This window comes from Neptunomonas sp. XY-337, from assembly GCF_004959845.1.
Classification (GTDB): Bacteria; Pseudomonadota; Gammaproteobacteria; order Pseudomonadales; family Balneatricaceae; genus Neptunomonas; species Neptunomonas marina.
Genome location: NZ_SPLL01000001.1, coordinates 208,700 through 230,011, shown reverse-complemented (window position 1 = coordinate 230,011; position 21,312 = coordinate 208,700). Strand labels below are relative to the sequence as shown.

Here is a 21,312-nt window from a genome sequence, read left to right as displayed (position 1 = left end):
TATGCAGAGCTTGGTGGCGTTAACGGCATTTTATCAGCAGGCGGATCTGGGGATGCGAGATCTGCCCATCTACAATGCCGCTTTACAGATTGAAGCCACGCAAGCGCGCAGCTACGGCGATGACGAGCTAGCCGTGGTGGTAACGCCATGGTTTATGAATCTGGTTATCTTTAGCGACGATGATACGCATTGTCGCCAGCAGGGCGCTAAGCGAACGGTTGAGCTACCTTCGGGCCGCTACGAGTTTACCCAATGCTGGGAAGCGTCGGTGGGCGGGTTTGCAACCTGTGCGCTGTTCTCGCCGGTATTAGAGTTTGAGTCCCAACAGGACGTGATGGCGGTGGCCAATGCAGCGCTGGATGCGGTGTTTGATACTCAATACACCGAAACCACCGAGTGGCAACAAGCCCGTGATGCGCAAGTAAAACCGGCCGAGCCGAGCAAGCTAGATCGGCGTGGGTTTATCACCGCTGGTCTAGCAAAGCAGCAGGTTACGCGATGAGCCTTGTAAACCTTGCGGGCGCGATACATATCGATGTTACCCATCAGGCAGGTAAGATCAGCACGATCGGTATTCGTTCTAGCCGCCCGCAGCAGATCGGTAAGATGCTGATTGGACGCAGCGCTGGCGAAGTGGCCGCGGTGCTGCCCGCACTGTTTTCCTTATGCAGTGATGCTCACCGTGTGGCGAGCATTCGTGCCTTTGAACTTGCGCAGGTGGCCTCTGCAGATCACCAAACAGAAGCGCTGCGTACGTTGCTGGTGGATATTGAGGCAGCCCGAGAGCGCCTACTAAGGGTTATCTCCCTTACTGGTGTTGGAATCTCTCCTGCTGAGGTGATGCGTTGGCAGCAAACAGCAAGGCAACATGTATGGCGTGCGATTGAGCACGACAACGCACTGACAAGTGAGCAAAAAGAGCAGATCTTTAACGACTATACTGACTTAGTTATACCGTTATCTATAGAGATGGCATCTGATCAGTGCCCGTGGGAAAGCCCCGGTGTTGTCGGCAAATTTATCGCAACAATAGCTAAACAGTTCGGTGAGGTAACGCTAGGTAATGCGCCGCGTCCGTTGCTGCAACTTGATGATGAGCTACTCAATTCGTTGTCAATTAACGATAATTTTACGCAAGCCCCTGAGTTCGTCCATCAATGCCGCGAAGCTGGCGTCTGGCCGCAAATGTGCAATAGCAGTAGTGTTGCTGCGCTTCAAGCGCAGGGCGCTCACCCGTTAATATTGCGGATTATGTCGCTGTTACACGCAGCCATTGACTGGCCAACTCACAACAATCAAATAGGGCATCAATTTGTTGAAGGGGCCGCGGTGGGGCTCGCACATGCGTCCCGCGGTTTGTTACTGCACCATTTGGTGCAGGATGAGGGCCAAGTGGTGCAGTATCGTGTGGTATCGCCCACCGAGTGGAACTTCCATCCCCATGGTGTTGTGAGCCAATTACTAAGCGGTGTAGTGGTGGCAGCGGACAAGGTACAAGCGTTAGTGGAGCTTGTGGTTGCTTGCGTTGATCCATGTGTACATAGCGAGATAGAGATCAATTATGCATGAGATGTCGATCGCCGAGGGAATCGTGCAGGTTCTTGAAAATGAGGCGGCACAGCAGAACTATCAGCGCGTAAAACGCGTGTGGCTAGAGATTGGGCCGCTAGCGGCCATTGAGACAGAATCACTGGTATTTTGCTTTGATGCAGTCACCAAAAACACGTTAGCAGAGGGCGCCGAACTGGTGATCTTGCCAACGCAGGGGCTCGCGTTTTGTATGCAATGTACCCAAACCGTCCCGATAAAGCAGCGCTATGATGCGTGTGTTAACTGCGGCAGCTATCAGCTGCAAGTCACGCAGGGGGATGAGATGAGAATTAAAGAGCTGGAGGTTGATTAACCATGTGTACGGTATGCGGCTGTAGTGACGGCAACGTCAAGATCGAGGGGCACCACCACGATCACGACCATCATCATGACCATGAACACCACGATCATGTGCACCATGATGGCCAAGATATTCATTTTGGCCAAGGGCCTGCACACGCCCATGTCACGGGCTTGAGCCAGAGCCGAATGGTACAGATCGAGCAGGATATTCTCGGCAAAAACGATCAGTACGCGATGATCAACCGCAGCCGCTTTAAAGCGGAAAGCTTGTTTGCGTTAAATCTAGTTTCAAGCCCTGGCTCCGGCAAAACAACGCTCCTAACGAAGACCATTCAGCGGCTGAAAGGCTCACGCCCCATCGCTGTGATCGAAGGCGACCAACAAACTGCCAACGATGCGGACCGCATTCGGGCAACGGGTGTGAGCGCTGTGCAGGTGAATACCGGCAAAGGTTGCCACTTAGACGCACACATGGTGGGCCATGCGCTGGATAACCTAGCAAGCGAAACGCTGGCAGGTGGCTATCTGTTTATCGAGAACGTGGGCAACCTCGTGTGTCCTGCGGCCTTTGACTTGGGTGAAGCCCACAAAGTGGCAATTCTTTCGGTTACAGAGGGCGAAGACAAACCGCTGAAGTACCCTGATATGTTCCATGCCGCGGATCTAATGATCCTCAATAAGACCGATCTGCTGCCGCATCTGGATTTTGATGTGGGGCAGTGTATCGCGTACGCTCGGCAGGTGAACCCTGAGATCCAAGTGATCCAGCTATCGGCCCGCTCTGGTGAAGGCATGGATGAATGGACTCAGTGGTTAGCTGACAAGCGCCGCCAGATGCTCGAATCCCATATCGCGCAGCTAGAGGCACAAACCTCACATTTTAGGGACCTACTTTAATGACAGCTCGCCCGGTAATTCTCTGCGTTGACGACGAAGTCCGCTCGTTACAAACACTGGAACGCACGCTCGATGAGGAGTTCGACGTCCTCTGCGCGAGCAGTGCCGAAGAGGCGCTTACGCTGCTCGAATCCAATGTTGTGCAAGCGATTTTGTGTGATCAGCGTATGCCGGGCAAAACGGGGGTAGAGCTGCTCACCGAGGTGCGGGAGCGCTGGCCAGAACCGGCACGCTTGATCCTATCGGGTTACACCGATTCGGACGATATTATCCGGGGCCTCAATGATGCCGGTATCTTGCAGTACATCACCAAACCTTGGCATCCCGATAATCTGCTGATGATTCTGCGCAACGCTTGCCAGATGTATCAGCTTCAAAGTGAGAACGACCAGCTCAACCTAGAGATGAAGCTTAGCGAAGTGCAGGCCAGCACACGCGTTAAGCAAAAACGTGCTCGCTTGCAGCAAAGCTTTCAGCTGGATCAGATCAAACGGGCAGAGAGCAGCCCGTTAAATGACATCTGTGAGCAAGCCGCTCAGATCGCGCCGTATGATATCTCGGTGCTCGTCACTGGCCCATCGGGTGCCGGTAAAGAGCTATTTGCCAGAGCATTGCACTACAACAGCTTGCGTAAAGATAAGCCGTTTGTGGTGGAAAACTGCGGAGCCATGCCCGATGAGTTGCTCGCCTCTGAGCTATTTGGCCACAAGAAGGGCTCGTTTACCGGCGCGATTAGCGATCATATCGGGCTTTTTGAGCAAGCCGATGGCGGCACTATCTTTCTTGATGAGATTGGCGAGATCACACCCGCATTTCAAGTAAAGCTGCTGCGTGTACTGCAGGAGCGGGAGGTGCGCCGTTTAGGTGAGCATCAGCGCCGTAAAGTCGATGTGCGGATTGTGGCATCCACCAACCGAGACCTGCGCGAAGAGGTGAAAGCGGGGCGTTTTCGCCAAGATCTGTATTACCGCTTGGCTGAGGTCACGCTAGAGCTTCCCGCATTAGCGCAGCGCCCGATGGATGTCCCGCTATTGGCTGAGAACTTCTTGGCTCACGCCATGCGGGATTTCGATAAACCCGTGACAGGCTTTAGTGGCGAAGCGATGGCGGCCATGCAGCAATACAACTGGCCCGGTAATGTACGGGAGCTTCAAAACGAAGTGCGCCGCGTACTGGTACTCGCTAAAGGTGAATACTTAACCGCTGATCTCCTAAGCCCCGCTATTCAGCAAACCGAGACCCGTACCGAAACGCAAGAGATCGATCTGCTCGATGGTTTGGATGGCTCGCTAAAAGAGCGTGTCGAAGCATTGGAGCAGCGTATTCTCAAGGCAACATTGGCGCGCCACCACTGGAATAAAAGCCGTGCCGCCAAAGAGCTGGGCCTATCCCGTGTAGGGCTGCGTTCAAAACTCGAGCGCTACGGTATGGAGCGGGCTGATCCCGCATCTGAGAGCACCCAAACAAACGAACACACAGAGTAAGAGGCAGAGTTATGTGTCTTGGAATTCCCGGCCAGATCATCGCAATTGTTGATGCGCAGGAGCAAGCAGGTCTCGTTAATGTATCGGGCGTCAAGCGCGAGGTTAACTTAGCTTGCGTAGCACCAGAAGATGGCGACTGGAACGCGCTGGTTGGCCGCTGGACACTCGTTCATGTGGGCTTTGCCATGAGCTTGATCGATGAAGAGGAGGCCCAGCGCACCCTTGAGATACTGGCAGAACTGGGCGAGCTACAAGAGGAGCTAGCAGCGATGGCCAACACCGACACTGGGCAGGTTTCGCCATGAGCCAAACAGATAACGATGCGCTCTTAAACGCGCTCTATCCCTTTATGGCGTCCGATACACCGGCCAAACCAGTGGACAAAACCGCTGCATTGCAAGAAGCCGTGGCGCAAAAGGTGAGCCAAAGCCAAGCGGTCAAAACCCGCTTTTTCGCAGACAATAGCGACAAACTAATCGCTATCGCAAAGCTTATCGCCACTAGCTATCAGCAGGGTGGCCGCCTGCTAACCGCTGGCAACGGCGGCTCGGCCTGTGATGCTGGCCATTTAGCGTTGGAGTTTATGCACCCTGTAACCGCTGGCCGACCGGCCTTACCGGCCATCAATTTAAGCCAAGATAACGGCCTGATGAGCGCGGTGGCCAATGATGTGGGTTTTGAGCATGTGCTGGTGCGCCAATTGCTGGCACTTGGCAGTAGCAAAGATACTCTGGTGGTGTTCTCTACCAGCGGTAACTCCTCCAATATCAGCGCCGCGTGCCGTAAAGCGAAAGCACTCGGTATGAGCGTTGCCGCCTTCAGCGGTATGGACGGTGGAGAGCTAAAAGCACAGACGCTCACTGATCAGTGCCTTGTTGTCGAGACCGACAGCGTGCACCGTATTCAAGAGTGCCATCTCGTGGCGTATCACGTGCTGTGGGATCTGGTACACACCTTACTCGCCGAAAGCCGCGGCAGTATGGCCTCTGCTAACACCTCACAATAACGGGGCAATCCGATGAAGTTTGTTGATGAATTTCGTGATCCAGAGATGGCGAAAAACGCCCTCGATCGTATCCATGCGCTCGTCAAAGAGATCCCTAAAGCGCAGCAACAGCCGTTGCAGATTATGGAGGTGTGCGGTGGTCACACCCACTCAATTTTCCGCTATGGCCTTGAGGAGCTACTGCCCAAAGAGATCGAGCTGGTACACGGCCCCGGTTGTCCGGTGTGTGTGTTGCCGATGGGGCGCGTGGACGATTGTGTCGCCATTGCTGAGCAGCCCGACGTGATCTTCACCACATTCGGTGATGCGATGCGGGTGCCCGGCTCCAAAAAGAGCCTACAAGACGCAAAAGCGGCGGGTTGTGATGTACGCATGGTCTATTCGCCGATGGATGCGTTAAATATCGCCCGCCAACATCCTGATAAGCGCGTGGTGTTTTTCGGCTTGGGGTTTGAAACCACGATGCCGAGCACCGCGTTAACGATCAAGCAGGCCGAGAAAGAGGGGATTGAGAACTTCTACCTCTTTTGTAATCACATCACGATCATCCCCACGATCAAAGCGATTCTCGACTCCCCTGATATGTATATCGATGGCTTCTTAGGGCCTGGCCATGTGAGCATGGTGATTGGCGAAGCGCCGTATCGTTTTATCGCGGCTAGCTACCAGCGCCCGCTCATTATTGCGGGGTTTGAGCCGTTGGATGTGTTGCAGTCGTTGGTGATGTTGCTAGAGCAGCTACGTGATGGCAAAGCCGAGATCGAAAATCAATACAAGCGCATTGTGCCAGATGGCGGAAACCACGCGGCATTGAAAGCGGTGGGGGAGATATTTGAGCTGCGTGAATTTTTTGAGTGGCGCGGCTTAGGCTCAATTGACCATTCGGGTGTACAGATTAAAGCAGCATATGCGCGCTTTGACGCCGAGCGCGAGTTTGCGCTGCCCAACGTCAATATCGCGGATCCGAAATCCTGCCAGTGCGGCGAAGTACTCAAGGGTGTGATCAAGCCTTGGCAATGCAAAGTATTTGGCAAGCAATGCACGCCCGAAACACCGCTGGGGGCGCTAATGGTCTCGACTGAAGGCGCCTGCTCAGCCTATTACAGCTACGGCAAAATCGATCACCAACAGCTCGACCGATAATAAGGTAAACCTATGACCACTCCAAAACGAACCCTGAAAGCCACCCATATCACCATGGCCCACGGCGCAGGCGGCAAGGCGATGCGCGATCTTATTGAAGACGTGTTTGTTGGCAGCTTTGACAACAGCCACCTCAACGCTTTGGAAGATCAAGCCCGTATCGATGTGGCCGAGCTGCAACGAGATGGAAATAGAATTGCCTTTACAACAGACGGCTATGTTGTTGATCCTATTGAATTTTTAGGTGGTAATATCGGCACTTTAGCGGTTAACGGAACGGTGAATGATCTTGCTGTTTCTGGCGCCATTCCCAAATACCTGTCGTGCAGCATGATCCTTGAAGAGGGGTTAGAGGTTGCTCAGCTGCGCCGTATTGTGGCCTCGATGCGAGCGGCAGCCGATGCCGCAGGTGTTGCTATCGTGACAGGCGATACCAAGGTGGTACCAAAGGGAAAAGGTGACAAAATCTTTATCAGCACCACCGGTATTGGTGTGATCCCCGAGGGTGTTGAGATCTCAGCCAGCCGCGTGAAACCCGGCGATAAGGTGATCGTAAACGGCTGGGTGGGCGATCACGGCGCAGCGATCTTAAACGCCCGTGGCGACCTTGCCCTTGATGTTGAGCTACACACCGATTGCCAACCCCTGCATGAGCTAATGCAAGTGATGCTGAAAGCCTGCCCGGATCTACACGCCGTGCGCGATGCATCCCGTGGCGGTGTTGCAACGGTGGTTAATGAGTTTGCCGAGACCTCTGCCGTCGCGATTCGTCTTTACGAGAATGCGGTACCGGTGCGCACTGAAGTGCGTGGTGTGTGTGAAATTCTTGGCCTAGATGCACTCTATTTCGCGAACGAGGGCAAGCTAGTGGCGGTTGTGCCAGCCGCAGATGCTGATGCTGTGCTAGCGGCTATGCAAGCGCACCCTGCAGGTAGAGAAGCGGCTATTATTGGTGAAGCTTACGAGGGCGTTGCTGGGCGTGTTGTGGTGCAAACAGGTTTTGGTGGTGAGCGGATTCTGGATATGCTGGTTGGTGAGCAACTGCCGCGCATCTGTTAAAAAAGCCGGGCCTAAAAGGCCCGGATGAAAGCTCGAATACGCCGTCGCGTATCTGTGGGTGAGGGCAGTGCACTGTGGAGTAGCACACCACCTGAGACAAGATCTGGACCGTAATCCCAAGTAGAGGAAATGCTCACAACGGAAAGCGCTGCAGATCTAAACTAGATTTAGCAAACGCAGTGCCAACTTTTCAGAAAATTTTGAAAACCACGCTATATGGCGTCTGCAAGGCAAATACGCACGAAAGCTCTGCGCGGTTACACATTGAATCGTGCCAATAAATGCACCAAAATGGTTAGCTGTGTTCCAAAGTGGAAACCTGATAAGCAGCAAGATCTAGCCGAGAACTGTTATGTCTGATATCACACCTGACATCGTATCTTTTAACGACCCAGAAACGCTGAACACGGATGATGCGTGGGTAACGGTTATCCGCAAGATGGATGAAGCCTATGCGGATCTGGTGCGTACACAGGTGGAAGTTGAGGAGAAAAACACTCAGCTAGAGCAGGCACAGAGCTTTTCGAACAGCATTAAAGATGCGATGAACGATGTGCTAATCGCTTGTGATCAACGCGGCGTTATCGAAAGCACTAATCGCGCGCTGGAGAGGCTCACCGGCCTTAGTGAAGCGGCGCTTGTTGGGCGGCCTTTCTCTGAGTTTCTAGGCGAACCCTGTATCGAGAAGTTCCAACAACTTAGCGCGACGCTAGCGCAAGAGCCGGTGCGTGATTGCGAGGTGGAGCTCATCAGCCCCAATGGCCACATGCCGCTATCGATCAACTGCTCTCCGCGCTTTGACCACCGCGGCCGCTTGCTAGGTATGGTGCTTGTGGGCCGCCCGCTAGGCGAACTCCAACGCGCTTACAAAGAGTTAAACGAAGCTCACGCCGAGCTCAAGCTTGCGCAAGAGCGGCTGGTACAATCCGAGAAGATGGCCTCTCTTGGCCGTTTGGTGGCCGGTGTTGCCCACGAGCTAAACAACCCCATCAGCTTTGTGTATGGCAACATGCACGCGCTAGAGCGCTACACCGAGCGCTTAACTACCTATTTCGATGCCGTTAATGGTGGCCATAGCCGCGAAGAGCTGCGCCAAATGCGCGAACAGATGCGCCTTGATAAGATCATTCGTGATCTTGGCTCGTTGGTGGATGGCACCAAAGAGGGGGCTGACCGGGTTAAAGAGATCGTCGATGACTTGCGCCAGTTCTCTTCCACCCAAGAGACCGAGAAAGCACCGTTTGATCTGGTACACGTGGTAAAAAGCGCTCTGCACTGGATTATCAAAGAATCCAAAACTGATACGCAGGTACTGCAAACGTTGCCTGAGCGGCAGTGGGTGCTTGGCCATGCGGGCCAGATTCACCAAGTATTGGTCAACTTGGTAGATAACGCGGTTGATGCGATGCAGAACAGCACACAGCCTGTCTTGACTGTCGAGATGGTGGTGAAAGACGCCACCGTGCATCTAACCTTGCGTGATAATGGCCCCGGTATCTCCGATAGCTCGTTGCCGCGTTTGTTTGAGCCCTTCTTTACCACCAAGCCCGTTGGTAAGGGCACAGGGCTTGGGTTATCGATCAGCTATGGCATTGTTTCTCAGCATGGCGGCGAGCTTGGCCTTGCTAACCACCCCCAAGGCGGTGCTGTTGCCCATATGACGCTTCCGGCAGTTAACGAGGAGGGCGAACATGCTTAACCTACTTTGGCTGCAATCCGGCGGTTGCGGGGGCTGTTCGATGTCGTTGCTGAATGCCGAATCACCTAATCTATTAGCGCTCTTAAAAAGCGCGGGTATCAACTTGCTTTGGCACCCTTCGCTCAGTGAAGAGACCGGCACCGAAGTTGTCAGCATCCTTGAGAGTATTTTGGCCGATGAAACCACACTCGATCTACTTTGCATTGAAGGCGCGATGCTGCAAGGCCCCCACGGCACCGGCAAGTTCCACATTTTAGGCGGTACCGGCATCCCGATGATCCATTGGGTGGAAAAGCTCGCAGCAAAAGCGGCCCATACCATCGCGGTTGGTAGCTGCGCAGCATACGGTGGCATGACCGCAGCAGGCGCTAATACCCCCGATGCAACCGGCCTACAGTACGATGGCGAAATCGCCGGTGGTTTATTGGGCGATAACTATCGCTCTGTTAGTGGCCATAAAGTGGTGAATATTGCTGGTTGCCCGGTTCATCCGGGGTGGGTGACCGATATGCTGGTCAGCATCGCCCTTGATGAACATGACGATACCCAGCTAGATACCTTTGGCCGCCCGCGTATGTATGCCGACCACCTGGTGCACCACGGCTGCAGCCGTAACGAGTTTTACGAGTATAAAGCCAGCGCGACAAGCGCAGGTGAGCGGGGCTGCATGATGGAGCATATGGGCTGCCTTGGCACGCAAGCTCATGCCGATTGCAACACCCGCCCTTGGAATGGCGGAGGCTCTTGCACCAGCGGTGGTTATGCGTGTATCAACTGCACCGCGCCAGAGTTTGAAGAGCCGGGCCATCCGTTCACCGAAACGCCCAAGGTGGCAGGTATCCCTGTTGGACTGCCAACGGATATGCCGAAAGCGTGGTTTGTGGCGCTGGCATCGCTATCCAAAGCCGCGACGCCTGAACGGCTCAAGCAGAACGCAACGTCAGAGCAGCTGATCTATCCACCCACCACCCATAAACGCAAACCCTAAGAGGCCCAGAGATGAGCAAAGTACTAGTGGGGCCCTTTAACCGCGTGGAGGGCGACCTAGAGATTACACTTGAAACCGCCGATAACCGCGTGAGCGAAGCGCGGGTAAACTCGCCGCTTTATCGCGGCTTTGAGACCATGCTAGTTGGCAAAGCGCCTTACGATGCCATGGTGTATACCCCGCGTATTTGCGGTATATGCTCGGTTAGCCAATCGGTGGGAGCTGCACGCGCATTAGCCGATATCAGCAAGCTAGAGATTCCAGAAAACGGCCAGCTATGTACCAACTTGGTGCTTGCGAACGAGAACATGGCAGATCTGCTCACTCACTTTTACCTCTTTTTTATGCCCGACTTCGCGCGGGAGAGCTACCGCGGCCAGCCTTGGTTTACAAGCGCGGAGGCACGCTTTAAAGCGGTCAAAGGCACTGCACACCAAGAGGTGCTGCCGGCACGTGCCAAGTTTCTCAATCTGATGGGCATACTGGCAGGGAAGTGGCCGCACTCGTTAAGTATTCAGCCCGGCGGCACCGCAAAACCGATCGAGCCACAAGAGCGTATCCGCCTATTAACGCTACTAGGTGAATTCCGCAGTTTTCTGGAGCAAACCCTCTTTGGCGATGACCTAGAGCGCATCGCCGAGATCAGCAGTACGGAGCAGCTACAACAGTGGTCAGAAGAGGCCGACTGGCAAAGCTCTGATCTGCGCCGTTTTCTCCATATCAGCCAAAGCCTAGCACTAGACACATTAGGCCGCGCCACTGATCAGTTTATGTCTTACGGCAACTACCCCTTGGATGGCACGGCGTTTTTTAAACGCGGCACCTACTTTGGTGATCAAGCCGGAGATTTAGCTGTTAGCAGCATCACCGAAGATGTCAGCCACGGCTGGATGGAGAGCGATACACCGCGCCACCCCATCCGCGGGCGCACCGTGCCCACACTACAAAACGAAGAGGCCTACAGCTGGTGCAAAGCTCCTCGGCTGGGCAACCAAGTGGTGGAGGTGGGAGCCATCGCCCGCCAAGCAATTAACGGCAACCCATTAGTCATGGACCTTATCGCCAAGCAGGGCGCCAATGTGCATAGCCGCATTGTGGCAAGGCTGCTTGAACTGGCGCTTGTGATCCCGCAGATGCAGCGTTGGGCTAAAGCGATCGACCCGAGCGAACCCTTTTGCAACACCGCCAAACTCCCCAAAGAGGGCGAGGGCGCAGGCCTGCTAGAAGCTGCTCGCGGCTCCCTTGGGCACTGGGTAACGTTAGAAAACGGCATGATCAAAAACTACCAGATCATCGCACCCACCACGTGGAACTTCTCCCCCCGCGATGCCAACCAACAGCCCGGTGCATTAGAGCAAGCGCTGGAAAATACTCCTCTTGATAGCGAAGAGACCGCCCAGTCTGTCGCCGTACAACACGTTGTGAGGTCTTTTGATCCCTGCATGGTCTGTACGGTACATTAGTTTTAAGTTATTGATTTTAAAGAATAAAAAATCTTTCCCCAAAACTCCCCCAAAACTCCCCCAAAACCCCTCCCAAAAAAGAGGGGTGAAAAGCCGCAATATTGTCTAGGTTTGCTTATTTGCTAGGGGGCTATGGGTTGCCAATATCCACTAAAATCCAATCGTGACCACGAGTATCTGCATAGATATCGGTGGTTGATTGATGCTTATGGCCCAACAGCTTTTGGGTATTGATACCTTGCTTTCTGTATTCACGTTCAGACCACGAGCGGATCTCATGGAAGGAGGGCGGGAGGTTATCTCCCCAGTTTGGCTGGACGGCTCTAATAGCTTGAGCAAAGCCGTTGCTAAGAGACTTGATTCGGATTTGGTCGCCTTTCTTGGCTTTACCTACAGGCTTACTGTGGTGGAACAGCCATGGACTAGCTACGTTGTCGCGGCACATTCGCACCACATCACCAACACTGATATCGAGAATATCCAGCTTCAACGCAAGTGGAATCATTATCTTGGTGCCGGTTTTGCTTTGGATAAACGTCAAACATTTCCCTGACTCGGTCGCGACTACGTCCTTGAATGAGGCGTTACCAATATCATCTAGTCGTTGCGCCGTTGTCGCAGCTAGTAGGTACGAATGCCATAAATAGGCTCTTTGATTTGCTCGCGCCCAATCAAGTGCACTTAAGAACATCTCAGTAGTTAGGCGTGCTCGTTTAACTTTAATGCGTGGCATTCGGGTTACTTTTGCAGGGTTTGGTTTATCTGCAGGGAAGTGACCGGCTGCAATGGCTTCGTCGAAAAACTCGATTAGAACCGTTCTTACGCGCTGAGCCATGGTTTGCTTACCGGCCTTGCTGAAATTCGCTATAAGCTTGCTGATAGCAACGGTGGTGAGCTGGGATAGTTTCTGTTTACCATGGACTTCTAGAACAGCCTTAAAAGCCCAGCGCTTCTGATCAAACGTACTTTGCTTTATTTCTTTGTGGGCAACACGATCTCTCAGTATCTCGATGTACTCAGCGTGCCACTGTATGACAGTAATGGAATGGCTCCGGTCCAACTGAAGGATTGCTTGCGTCTCTTGGTCTATGATCTGCTGAGCAATCACCGCATTTAACTGACGTGCCCGATGCTCAGCGAGCTGTAGGTCGTTACCTAGCCCCCACCATTCTTTGATTGCATTAGGGCGTATGTCACGGTACTGGCATGACAGCTTTCCCGTGCGTACGTCGCGCTTCACATAGAGGTTTGGAACATTGGTGAACTTAGTTTTGCGTGGTGCTGCCATGACTCAGTATTTCCAAAACTTTTGGATCTAGTTCCGTTGGAATCTCTTCCTCGCGCATCGCATGAGCTTTCCTTAACAGGTTAATTCGGGAGCGATCTATCGTTACCAGCTTCGCGCCTTCTTGAACTAGCCACTCGCGCCCATGCTTCTCGGCAGCAGGTTTAAAGCGACCCTCTTTAGCCCATGTGCGAAGTGTATTTATATGATGTGGTTTGGAATAGGTAGCTTTATCCCACTCACTCAAAGTAATCAGCATTTTAATGACTCCTTTGTTTTAGGGGTATATGGAATTACGGTGTAAGCAGCGTTTCTAGGATTCGCTACCACACAGGTCTGGTAGCATCTTGGGCATACTTCCTTTTTCGTATGCCTCTTTAATTTGAGGGAGCATGAACTGACTGACGGTTGCGCCGTTCGGCAGTACGATGTTGGCCATGAACTCATCTTCAAAAATGGCTATGCCGACTCCGTTCGTGCTTTGCCAGTGGGTGTTTCGGTGAATAGAGAGGCCGTCTTGCTGGGCTGTATGGCCGGTTGTGGTTGGGTTATGCATCACCAGTTCTGGTGCTCGTGACAAATAGGTTCAAAATACTCTGAAGTCACAGCACCGGCTCCGTCATGCTCTACACAGTGCGCAAAAATAACCTCATGTGAACAATTCACGTCGATAGTGTTTTCACTAAGCCACTCATCGGAGGCCTCCTGTATAAGCTCTTGGAACAGCCCGCTGTAAACCGCAAAGTTTATCGGCTGCCAGCTTGAATAAACTTCACCGTCTTTCTGCTTGCACCCCTCCTCTAAAAAGAACGTCACAAGCACTTTGTTTCTAATCTGCATAAATCCTCCAGTATCTGTATAACGATCCGCAGCAGCGACCCAGCCGCTGCGCTTGGGGTTATAAACCCATGCCTACCTGAAACACTTCATAGCAAAAGATTTCACCCAGCAGGCTGTTTTCAGCTGCTGCTCTGGCTTCTTGCTCGCTATCGAATCTCGCTATATCGGTGCCATCGGTGTTGCTATCCATTAGTGGCGTATAGCTACGGCTCTGAGTTGTAAGCATCACGAAATATTCGCCATCAGTACTCATTGTCTTCCTCGCTCCATAACTGCATCAATGTTCTCGCGTATAACTTCAAAGTCGATGACCCATATCCAAGCGTCATCAACCCAACTCTCTTCGCCATACATACTTTCCCAAGCACGGCGAAACGCTTTTCTAGGCTTCTCGTACCAGCCAGCAGCTATAGCTGCTTCGGTTTCTGAGTAGTCGAAGCCTTCAGCTGTGGCATCTGCTTCGCTTATGGCGGTCAGCCTCTCTACTCGCACGTTGGTTACGCGCAGGGTTATGCGGCTGGCCCAGCGGGGCATGTGGATCGAAGGTTTCCACAACGCTTCGCTACAGTCATGGGTGGCTCGATAGATTGGGTGATCCGTAGGAGGGCAAGGACATGGCGCTTCTGAGCACCCGCATTCGTCAGATCGATTAAATAGGCGAAAAGTCTCTCTTACATAGATCAGATCACCCACTTGGTAGGGGGATTTGCCTTCAATAAAGTTGCGGCAGGTGCTTTCCCATGAAAAGCCGATTCCGCAAGCATAGGTTTTGCCGTCTTTGTTTGTGAAATTGAAGCCAGTATTCTCACTAAATCGGACAGGGAACTTAATAGGCCGTCGTGTCTGGGTTTTTGCGCCATTTAACAATGCGTTGACCATCTCTGCATTGAATAGCATTGGTATGGCTTTCATGCTGCAACCTCTTCAGCAATGGTGATCATGTTTGCTCTGACAAGTGCCTCTGCGACAGGTGGGCACACGGAATTACCGCAGCGCGCCACCTGGCTTGTTTTCGTTAAAGATTTGCCTGTGAAGTCTCGATCGATGATGTAGTCCGATGGAAAGCCCTGTGCGGCGTATAGTTCCTGTGGTGCGAGCATCCGCATACGAATATCGGTAATTTGATAAAGCTCGCCATGTATCGTCACTAAGCCAAAGCGATCCTTGGTCGGCACGGTATGCAGCGGATGGTTAAGGTCAGCCCCGATATTGGTGCCGTAGTACTTCAGTAAGAACGCTCGTACCTTCTCCGCCTTGCTTGGGGCTGGCGAAAGTTCTACCTCACAGCTTTGCAGCTGGGTGCCACGAGATGTAATTGTATGCAGCGGTTCCTGTGCCTCGTGGCCGGTCACACCGCCATAATGCTTGGCGATGAATGCCGAAACTAATGCGGTTTTACCCCCGCCGCCCGCTAGCACGGCTCCAAGAGGCTTTTCTACCGAGCTGCCAGCCGATGCGCCGAACTGGCGGTCAAGTATCGGAGTGACAACCGCGAAATGACCGCCTTTGACTTGCGCGCAAAGTGTTCGTACAGGCTCATTGGCAGACATATTGCGCTGATTACTCGCGTTTGCGTGCTCTGTAATAAACGGCGCTAGCAGTGGCTCGACTAAAGCAAATCGATTCTCGGTCGTTTGCGTAGGTAACGTTTCGGATAGCTGTTTACCGCGAAAGTCACTTGGCTTTTTCTCGCCGTAGTAGGTCACCAGAAAAGGCTCTGGATTATTAAATACAAACTTTTCTAAGCCCTTAGCTATGCGGAGCATTGTCTTTTCGGCTAGGGGGCGTTTTCGATCAAAGATCGACTGGCTAGGTAGCGTCCAGTCGATAATCTCTGCAGCAGTACGCCACGGTTTCAAGCGGCCTGATTTAACGGCTTCGCTTTTAGGGTCGCCGTGGGTAGGTTCAGGCCATTGGATGGGTTGGCCGTCGCTGCGTGCTACCAGAAAAAAGCGCTTGCGCGTTGTTGGTGCGCCATAGTCGGCGGCTACAAGCTCTCGGTGCTCAACTTTATAGCCGTGGCGCTCAAGTGCGCGTTTAAACGATTTAAAGGTGCGGCCTTTGTTTACCGGGCAGGGCTTGCCATCAACAACAGGCCCCCACGTTTTAAACTCTTCAACGTTTTCCAGCATGATAATTCGCGGTTTAACGGTAGCGGCATATCTCACAGCCACCCATGCTAGGCCACGGATGTTTTTCTCTACTGGCTTACCGCCTTTTGCCTTACTGAAGTGCTTACAGTCTGGGGAGAACCATGCCAAATCAACAGGCCTGCCCTGTGTGACCGTACGTGGATCCACCTCCCATACCGACTCGCAGTAGTGCTGTGTTTGCGGGTGATTGGTCGTGTGCATTCGAATGGCTTCAGGATCGTGGTTGACGGCGATATCAACGGGGCGGCCTAATGCGGCTTCAATACCTGTGGAAGCACCGCCTCCACCCGCGAAGTTGTCGATGAGTAAGCCTGAAAAGTTGAATGCCCCTTGTGGGTCAACTCGGAACATGGATGTCATACCCCTCAACCCCTCTCTAGTTGATGATCTGCAACGCTATTTAGGAATTTTTCTTTTGAGCTCATACCTGCACCACTCCACCAAATGCCGCGCTGAGATCTTTCCATAGCTTCTGGTATTCCAGTGCCATGCGGGCAACGTCGCTATCTAGTCGTGCTAGCGGGTCTTCGTCGCTTTTGTCGTCATTGAGTGCTTGCGCCAACTCTTCTGTTAAGTGGATGCCTTTGAGAGATAGGTCGGCGTCCAGTGCAAATTTGAGGGTGTTATCCCAAGTGAGGGATAGGCGGTCCACGAGTAACCCGCTTTCCAGATGGGCTTTTACTTCGTCATCAAATACGCTCTGATCTTTGATGCGCACATATCCCAGCTCAGAGCCTACGGCTTTTAGCGTGCAAGCGTCTTCGCACGTGAACGGGCGGCTTTCTCGCTCCTGCTTTAACCACTCGGACATGACAACTGCAGGGGAGTGATGCACATCTGGCAGAGCCACTGGCAATGATCCTAGGCTGTTGCGCAGTAGGTTTAGCAGCTCCTCTGCCGGCTTACTTCTGGCACTATCGACCATGATCAAGCCTGCGGCAGGAATGATCAGGCAGCGGGTTTGTGTGTAGTTGCTGAAGGCGCGCGGCAGTAGGTCGAGGATGATCTCATCCTTGAGCAGCAGCTTTTCTTTTCGATATACCTTGCGCCCTTGGTTCTGCTCGATCACGGCGATTCGTTCATCGAGCGCTTTCTTTATCACCTTTGGTGGCAGGATCTTCTCTTCTTTCTGGGCACAGATTAGTAGTGCACCATGGGCTGCAAACACTAGCGCGTCGTCGTTGAGGGCACTATGCGGTTTTGTCCAGCCAAAGCGCCCGAGTTCTTGGCTTTTACAGCCCGTGAAAACGTGTTCACTCAGTGCTGCAGATAGCGCTTCAGGCGTTAGGGTGAAGCCTTCCTTAAGTTGGTACGGGATTAGGTTTTTGAAAAACATGGCGTTTACTCAAACTCAAGATTCAGTTGCTTTGAGACGTACACAAAACCGCGCACGCCTTTTTTCTTGTATCGGTTGACTACCCCCCCCCCCGATACGCTTCGTACAGCTCTCTAGTCACAGCGGAGCGCTTGGCATTACATAGCTTGGCAAGTAGGCCCGAGGTGTATTCTTGCCCCGGTCGCATCGCGCAAATAATGTGGTTGTCACTCATGATTGACACACCTTGTTTTAGGTAGCTTTTGGCAGATAGAAAGCCCCAGCAATAGGGGCTCGAAGGATTAATCTAGGAGAGTCCAGTCTTCAGCTAGCATGTCGGTCTGACTAGCCAGCCATCCCGGCTGCATTTCCCCTGTCGCTGTATACATATCGATGTGAGGGTTGATATTCGTTGGCTCGGTGACACCGGCATTACTGTACGGCGTTCCAGCCACTGGTTTAACGCTTGGAGATCCGGGCACCAAAATTAGCCACATACCCTTACCATTCCAGCCTGAACGCGCGACGCGGCAGCCCTGTTTAAGCATCACCAGAGCATCGCCAAACGTCATGTTGTTGGTAGAGCGATAAGCACGCTCAAAGACGTCTTTTGGTGACCAGCTAATGTAGCCGTTATAGTCCGAGTGGTTGGACTGGCCGCCATCAATATACTCAACTAAATAACCTTCATCGTCGCCATTCTCATCAGCAGGTAGCTCCCAGCCTCGGAGGGCGTTGTAATCCGAACGAATCATGGGTTTAGCATTGATAGTTTTTGTGCCGATATACTTCTGCATTGTGGTTTCTCTCTTTTTAGGGATTACTAGCGCGCCAGAACGGCGCGAACTTTTGCGCTGCGAAACAGCTGCTGGGCGTGCCGAGTGGCGATGGCTGTTCCTTTGCTGCGTGGAAAACAAGAAAGGCCAATCGTAGTGATCAGCCTTCCGTTGAGGTAAATGCAATAAGTGTCCATAACTGGCTACTCAGTCTTGCGGAATACTCCGCCGCAGTATGCGATTGCGACCAATTCACCAGGCACCCATACACCGATAGGCATATTCCAGCTTTCGTTAGATAACTGGACGGCAAAGCTTTCTGCTTCATCTCGCGAGCATTCCACTATGTTTGCGGCGTGTGCTTTGCTCAGATCACCGTATGCATGCTTGCTGACAGTAGCCACCGGAACGGCTTGAACTGGCTCAGTCTCCATAGTGACGGGCTCATGCACAGTTTGGGGCTCAGTCGGTGAATGAGCTTCAGTTTGCTGTTTAAGCTCAGGCTCGCGCTGTGCTTCCTGCTCCTTTCGGCGTTGTTCTTCCTCAAACTTGCGGCGGCTCACTTCCTCGGCGACCTTTTGGCGCTGTAGCTCTGATTGAAGCATTGCCTCAAGGCTCTGGCTGTAGTCCTCATCAGAAGCAAAGAGGAATGTTTCGATGTGAGCACGGGTGAGAGGCGCAGCTAAACCGGCTTTATAAGATTGGTTTTCGAGCTGTAGCAGGCGCATCTCTGTTTGCTGCTGAAGTTGCTTGTCGGCTTGAACCCGTTTTTGCACTTCGTTAAGCGAGCCTGCCGTTAACTTGCCTGTTTTTGTTAGTGCGGTAATTTTGATTAGGTCTTCGATCTGCGTATGACGGAATTCATCCTCAACGCCATGAAGCTCCCATTCGCTTAGACGGCGCTCTTCTAACTTTGCTTTGGCCAGAGCACGCGTTTCGTCCTCGAACACCTTTACTTGATCAAGCAGGCGCTGCCGTCCGTCCTTACACATTTTTTCAAGAGCTTTTGCCTGCTCCTCGAATGTTCGAATGGGGCCGCTGACTTTCTCGACAGCTTCGCGGCGACGCTTGCCGATATCACCGGCCATCTTATTGAGCTCGGTTGCAAGCTTCTTTGAGCCTGCCAGCGTGTCAGCGGTGACCACAACGTCGTACTGCTTTAATTCGCTCTTTAGCCACGCTTTGGTTTCTTCAAAGTTGAAGGCAATAGCAGCAGGAGTTGTATTGATTACCACCAGATCAGTGGCTTGGCGAGGTTCCATTTTTTCAGCTGCAGACATGGTTATTGCTCCTGATTTTGTGCGGCGTGAGATAAGTTTGAACAGTGGTCTTTATAAGATTGGATGAGTGAGGTGCGCTCAGCACTGCCTTCTGGCCATTGCGTAGCTGCGGCCTTCCACTGATCTAGGTCTTCTTTAGTAGTGCATACCTGAAGCTCTTTTAGCAGCTGGTCGAATGGGGGAGGCTGCTCAAAGCTCGGCATAGATTGTTTTTGACTGCCCAAAGAGGTTGATTGGGCCTCTGCCTTGCTTGAATTGCCCACTCGACTTTTCAGGGATGATTGATTTACTGCTGGGTTTACCTCGCGCTCGCTGACGGATGTGGTTTGTCGATACCGCTCTGCTTCATCTTCATCGATGATGCCTGACAAACCGAAAGCGTAACGAGCTGCTTGAATAGTGGCTTTATGCCTTAGCATCCGTGCGGGCCATTTTTTCCATGGCTCCGACGTGCCTTTGCACTCATCTAGGTATTCGGTCACCTCTGTCGGTCGTTGGCGATCCTTACGATAGATACGGCATGTAATAGCAGATAAAGCACCATTGGCATCTAGTGAGTCCGAAAACTCCATACCATCAAACTGCGTGTGCTCGTTGATGATTTTTAACCATCCATCGATGGACACAATTGGCTGAATCGCGCCGCGGTTATTGAAGGCATAGATCTCCTTCGTTAAAGGATTCAGACGGTACTCATTAGCAATGGCTAGAAATGTAATCAGTTCGCCATCGCTTACTTGACCATTGTTCTTGGCTTTCATGAGCGTATTCGTCATCAAAGAGCGAGTTTCCTGCTCATCGATGTTCAGGCGGCTCGCCATGACTGCGAATGGACTTTTCTGAGGGGTGGTTTGTTGTGAAATGGTTGCAACATTACTCATGACAATCTCCGTTCATCCTGACGGATGGCCCAAGCGGGGCGCTCAAGTGATCTAATATGAAGCCAGTCGTCTTCGACGCGGCAACGGTGGTAGGTTTCTAGGTTTTCGCGATAAAGCTCGTGTCCACGTTGCTTCCAGTCGTCAGGCAGTTCCACGACATCAACCATGTAGCGACCGGCACTAACGCTAGAACTCACTGCTAGGAATAGGAACTGCGGGCGCACTCCAAAATGCTTCTCGTATCCCTCGGAATACATAGCGTCCTGCACGTGGTAGCGAAACTCTTCGACATGCTTCTCTAGCCGATCCATGCCATCTACCTTCTTAACGTCCACAATGATGTGGTGATTGGTCAGAATGCGGTCTGGTCGGATACGGCAAAGCTCACCGGTTTCATCATCGGTCCAGTAAATCGATGCTTCATTGATACCTGCTTGCTCGAAGATCCAGCGAGCAGTTGGGTGTGCCATAACGCTGCCTTGCATGATTTGCAGCTGTCGCCATTCGTCGGCGGTCATGATGATTTTGTCGTCATGCTCTTGCTGGAAAGCCTCCCATTGGGTTCGGCCTTCGTTTGTTCGCCGGTTAAACTCTGGCGCGATAATAAACTCGCTGTTGAAGTTGTGCGGTTCCAGCAGAAGACAGTGCAGGGCGGAACCAAAGTCCATCGCTTTGAGCTTTTGGTCGTCAACTGGCGCTTCTTTCGACCAAGGAAGCGAGGAAGGGCAGTGAGCGATAAGGTCTAAGCCGCTTTTGCTAATGCCTTCGCCTGCGTGATAGTCGGCGTTACTGAGGTTTTCATAGAAGCCGGGCGCACAAAAAACCGACCCAATGGCCGGTTGATCTTGTTCTAATAAATCGAATGGATTTGCGGGCATGTTCATGCTGCGTCCTCCACAATGCAGTCATTCCACGCGGCGATGCGCTCGATGGTGTCAGCAGCAACTTGCTCAGCCGCTATCTGCTTTAATTCGCCATATAACATGGCGTCACAGGCGCCGTTCTCGCCGTCCATTTCGGTGATCTTTTCCTCTACGTCGGAGAAGTCGATCACGTCCCAAGTGCCGGGACCGGTGCGATAACTGCCGCCAGATATCAGGACTAAAGCAATTTCTTCCAGAGTGATGTAGTCCATGTTGTCCTCCAATCC

At 52.6% G+C, this 21,312-nt stretch carries 25 protein-coding genes; 12 read left to right on the top strand and 13 right to left on the bottom strand.

Features of this window, described 5'->3' with window-relative positions; genetic code table 11:
* The first annotated feature begins 1 nt into the window (after position 1).
* The 12 genes from hybE (at position 2) to E4L36_RS01225 (ending at position 11,632) form a co-directional block, all read left to right on the top strand.
* Positions 2-502 carry a [NiFe]-hydrogenase assembly chaperone HybE gene (gene hybE, locus E4L36_RS01280; protein WP_136678658.1) on the top strand — a complete coding sequence of 167 codons (501 nt, stop codon included), beginning with the start codon at positions 2-4 and terminating at the stop codon, positions 500-502.
* Positions 499-1,569: a nickel-dependent hydrogenase large subunit gene (locus tag E4L36_RS01275; protein WP_136678657.1), complete on the top strand. Its 1,071-nt coding sequence runs from the start codon at positions 499-501 to the stop codon at positions 1,567-1,569. Before hybE ends, E4L36_RS01275 begins: the two co-directional genes overlap by 4 nt.
* Positions 1,562-1,903 (top strand): hydrogenase maturation nickel metallochaperone HypA, encoded by a 342-nt coding sequence (hypA, locus tag E4L36_RS01270; protein WP_206052606.1) that lies wholly within the window; start codon positions 1,562-1,564, stop codon positions 1,901-1,903. The genes E4L36_RS01275 and hypA overlap by 8 nt, the downstream gene beginning before the upstream one ends.
* Before the next feature lie 2 nt (positions 1,904-1,905).
* Positions 1,906-2,790, top strand: coding sequence for a hydrogenase nickel incorporation protein HypB (gene hypB / locus E4L36_RS01265; protein WP_136678656.1), 885 nt, complete (start codon positions 1,906-1,908; stop codon positions 2,788-2,790).
* Complete coding sequence (locus E4L36_RS01260) at positions 2,790-4,274, top strand: sigma-54 dependent transcriptional regulator (protein WP_136678655.1); 1,485 nt, start codon at positions 2,790-2,792, stop codon at positions 4,272-4,274. Before hypB ends, E4L36_RS01260 begins: the two co-directional genes overlap by 1 nt.
* An 11-nt stretch (positions 4,275-4,285) precedes the next feature.
* Positions 4,286-4,579: a HypC/HybG/HupF family hydrogenase formation chaperone gene (locus E4L36_RS01255; RefSeq protein WP_136678654.1), complete on the top strand. Its 294-nt coding sequence runs from the start codon at positions 4,286-4,288 to the stop codon at positions 4,577-4,579.
* Positions 4,576-5,280: an SIS domain-containing protein gene (locus E4L36_RS01250; protein WP_136678653.1), complete on the top strand. Its 705-nt coding sequence runs from the start codon at positions 4,576-4,578 to the stop codon at positions 5,278-5,280. Before E4L36_RS01255 ends, E4L36_RS01250 begins: the two co-directional genes overlap by 4 nt.
* Positions 5,281-5,292: 12 nt before the next feature.
* The gene (hypD, locus tag E4L36_RS01245) at positions 5,293-6,423 is read left to right on the top strand and encodes a hydrogenase formation protein HypD (RefSeq protein WP_136678652.1); all 1,131 of its coding nucleotides are present in this window, start codon (positions 5,293-5,295) and stop codon (positions 6,421-6,423) included.
* Between the two features lie 12 nt (positions 6,424-6,435).
* On the top strand, positions 6,436-7,482 hold the full coding sequence (hypE, locus tag E4L36_RS01240; protein ID WP_136678651.1) for a hydrogenase expression/formation protein HypE: 1,047 nt from the start codon (positions 6,436-6,438) through the stop codon (positions 7,480-7,482).
* Positions 7,483-7,834: 352 nt separating this feature from the next.
* Positions 7,835-9,181 (top strand): ATP-binding protein, encoded by a 1,347-nt coding sequence (locus tag E4L36_RS01235; RefSeq protein ID WP_127693114.1) that lies wholly within the window; start codon positions 7,835-7,837, stop codon positions 9,179-9,181.
* Positions 9,174-10,169 (top strand): HupU protein, encoded by a 996-nt coding sequence (locus E4L36_RS01230; RefSeq protein WP_127693115.1) that lies wholly within the window; start codon positions 9,174-9,176, stop codon positions 10,167-10,169. Before E4L36_RS01235 ends, E4L36_RS01230 begins: the two co-directional genes overlap by 8 nt.
* Before the next feature lie 11 nt (positions 10,170-10,180).
* On the top strand, positions 10,181-11,632 hold the full coding sequence (locus E4L36_RS01225) for a nickel-dependent hydrogenase large subunit (RefSeq protein ID WP_136678650.1): 1,452 nt from the start codon (positions 10,181-10,183) through the stop codon (positions 11,630-11,632).
* A gap of 130 nt (positions 11,633-11,762) precedes the next feature.
* Here E4L36_RS01225 and E4L36_RS01220 read toward each other — a convergent pair whose 3' ends face one another.
* From E4L36_RS01220 to E4L36_RS01160, 13 genes are all read right to left on the bottom strand, one after another.
* Positions 11,763-12,920: a tyrosine-type recombinase/integrase gene (locus E4L36_RS01220; RefSeq protein WP_136678649.1), complete on the bottom strand. Its 1,158-nt coding sequence runs from the start codon at positions 12,918-12,920 to the stop codon at positions 11,763-11,765.
* Positions 12,898-13,176 (bottom strand): excisionase, encoded by a 279-nt coding sequence (locus E4L36_RS01215; RefSeq protein WP_136678648.1) that lies wholly within the window; start codon positions 13,174-13,176, stop codon positions 12,898-12,900. Before E4L36_RS01215 ends, E4L36_RS01220 begins: the two co-directional genes overlap by 23 nt.
* Positions 13,177-13,230: 54 nt before the next feature.
* Entirely contained in the window at positions 13,231-13,473 is a 243-nt protein-coding gene (locus tag E4L36_RS01210) for a hypothetical protein (protein ID WP_136678647.1), read from the bottom strand.
* Positions 13,473-13,757, bottom strand: a complete 285-nt coding sequence (locus tag E4L36_RS01205) for a hypothetical protein (RefSeq protein WP_136678646.1) — start codon at positions 13,755-13,757, stop codon at positions 13,473-13,475. Before E4L36_RS01205 ends, E4L36_RS01210 begins: the two co-directional genes overlap by 1 nt.
* 58 nt (positions 13,758-13,815) lie before the next feature.
* Positions 13,816-14,010 carry a hypothetical protein gene (locus E4L36_RS01200; RefSeq protein ID WP_136678645.1) on the bottom strand — a complete coding sequence of 65 codons (195 nt, stop codon included), beginning with the start codon at positions 14,008-14,010 and terminating at the stop codon, positions 13,816-13,818.
* Entirely contained in the window at positions 14,007-14,669 is a 663-nt protein-coding gene (locus tag E4L36_RS01195; protein WP_136678644.1) for a hypothetical protein, read from the bottom strand. Before E4L36_RS01195 ends, E4L36_RS01200 begins: the two co-directional genes overlap by 4 nt.
* On the bottom strand, positions 14,666-16,270 hold the full coding sequence (locus tag E4L36_RS01190) for a DNA cytosine methyltransferase (protein ID WP_136678643.1): 1,605 nt from the start codon (positions 16,268-16,270) through the stop codon (positions 14,666-14,668). Before E4L36_RS01190 ends, E4L36_RS01195 begins: the two co-directional genes overlap by 4 nt.
* A gap of 61 nt (positions 16,271-16,331) precedes the next feature.
* Entirely contained in the window at positions 16,332-17,246 is a 915-nt protein-coding gene (locus tag E4L36_RS01185) for a recombination-associated protein RdgC (RefSeq protein WP_136678642.1), read from the bottom strand.
* Between the two features lie 281 nt (positions 17,247-17,527).
* Positions 17,528-18,022 carry a DUF2829 domain-containing protein gene (locus tag E4L36_RS01180; RefSeq protein ID WP_136678641.1) on the bottom strand — a complete coding sequence of 165 codons (495 nt, stop codon included), beginning with the start codon at positions 18,020-18,022 and terminating at the stop codon, positions 17,528-17,530.
* Positions 18,023-18,204: 182 nt separating this feature from the next.
* A complete protein-coding gene (locus E4L36_RS01175; RefSeq protein WP_136678640.1) occupies positions 18,205-19,281 on the bottom strand; it encodes a DUF1351 domain-containing protein in 1,077 nt (358 codons plus the stop codon).
* Positions 19,282-19,283: 2 nt separating this feature from the next.
* Positions 19,284-20,162, bottom strand: a complete 879-nt coding sequence (locus E4L36_RS01170) for a RecT family recombinase (RefSeq protein ID WP_206064475.1) — start codon at positions 20,160-20,162, stop codon at positions 19,284-19,286.
* On the bottom strand, positions 20,159-21,046 hold the full coding sequence (locus E4L36_RS01165; RefSeq protein ID WP_206064474.1) for a PD-(D/E)XK nuclease-like domain-containing protein: 888 nt from the start codon (positions 21,044-21,046) through the stop codon (positions 20,159-20,161). Before E4L36_RS01165 ends, E4L36_RS01170 begins: the two co-directional genes overlap by 4 nt.
* The gene (locus E4L36_RS01160) at positions 21,043-21,297 is read right to left on the bottom strand and encodes a hypothetical protein (protein WP_127692850.1); all 255 of its coding nucleotides are present in this window, start codon (positions 21,295-21,297) and stop codon (positions 21,043-21,045) included. The genes E4L36_RS01165 and E4L36_RS01160 overlap by 4 nt, the downstream gene beginning before the upstream one ends.
* Between the last annotated feature and the right edge of the window lie 15 nt (positions 21,298-21,312).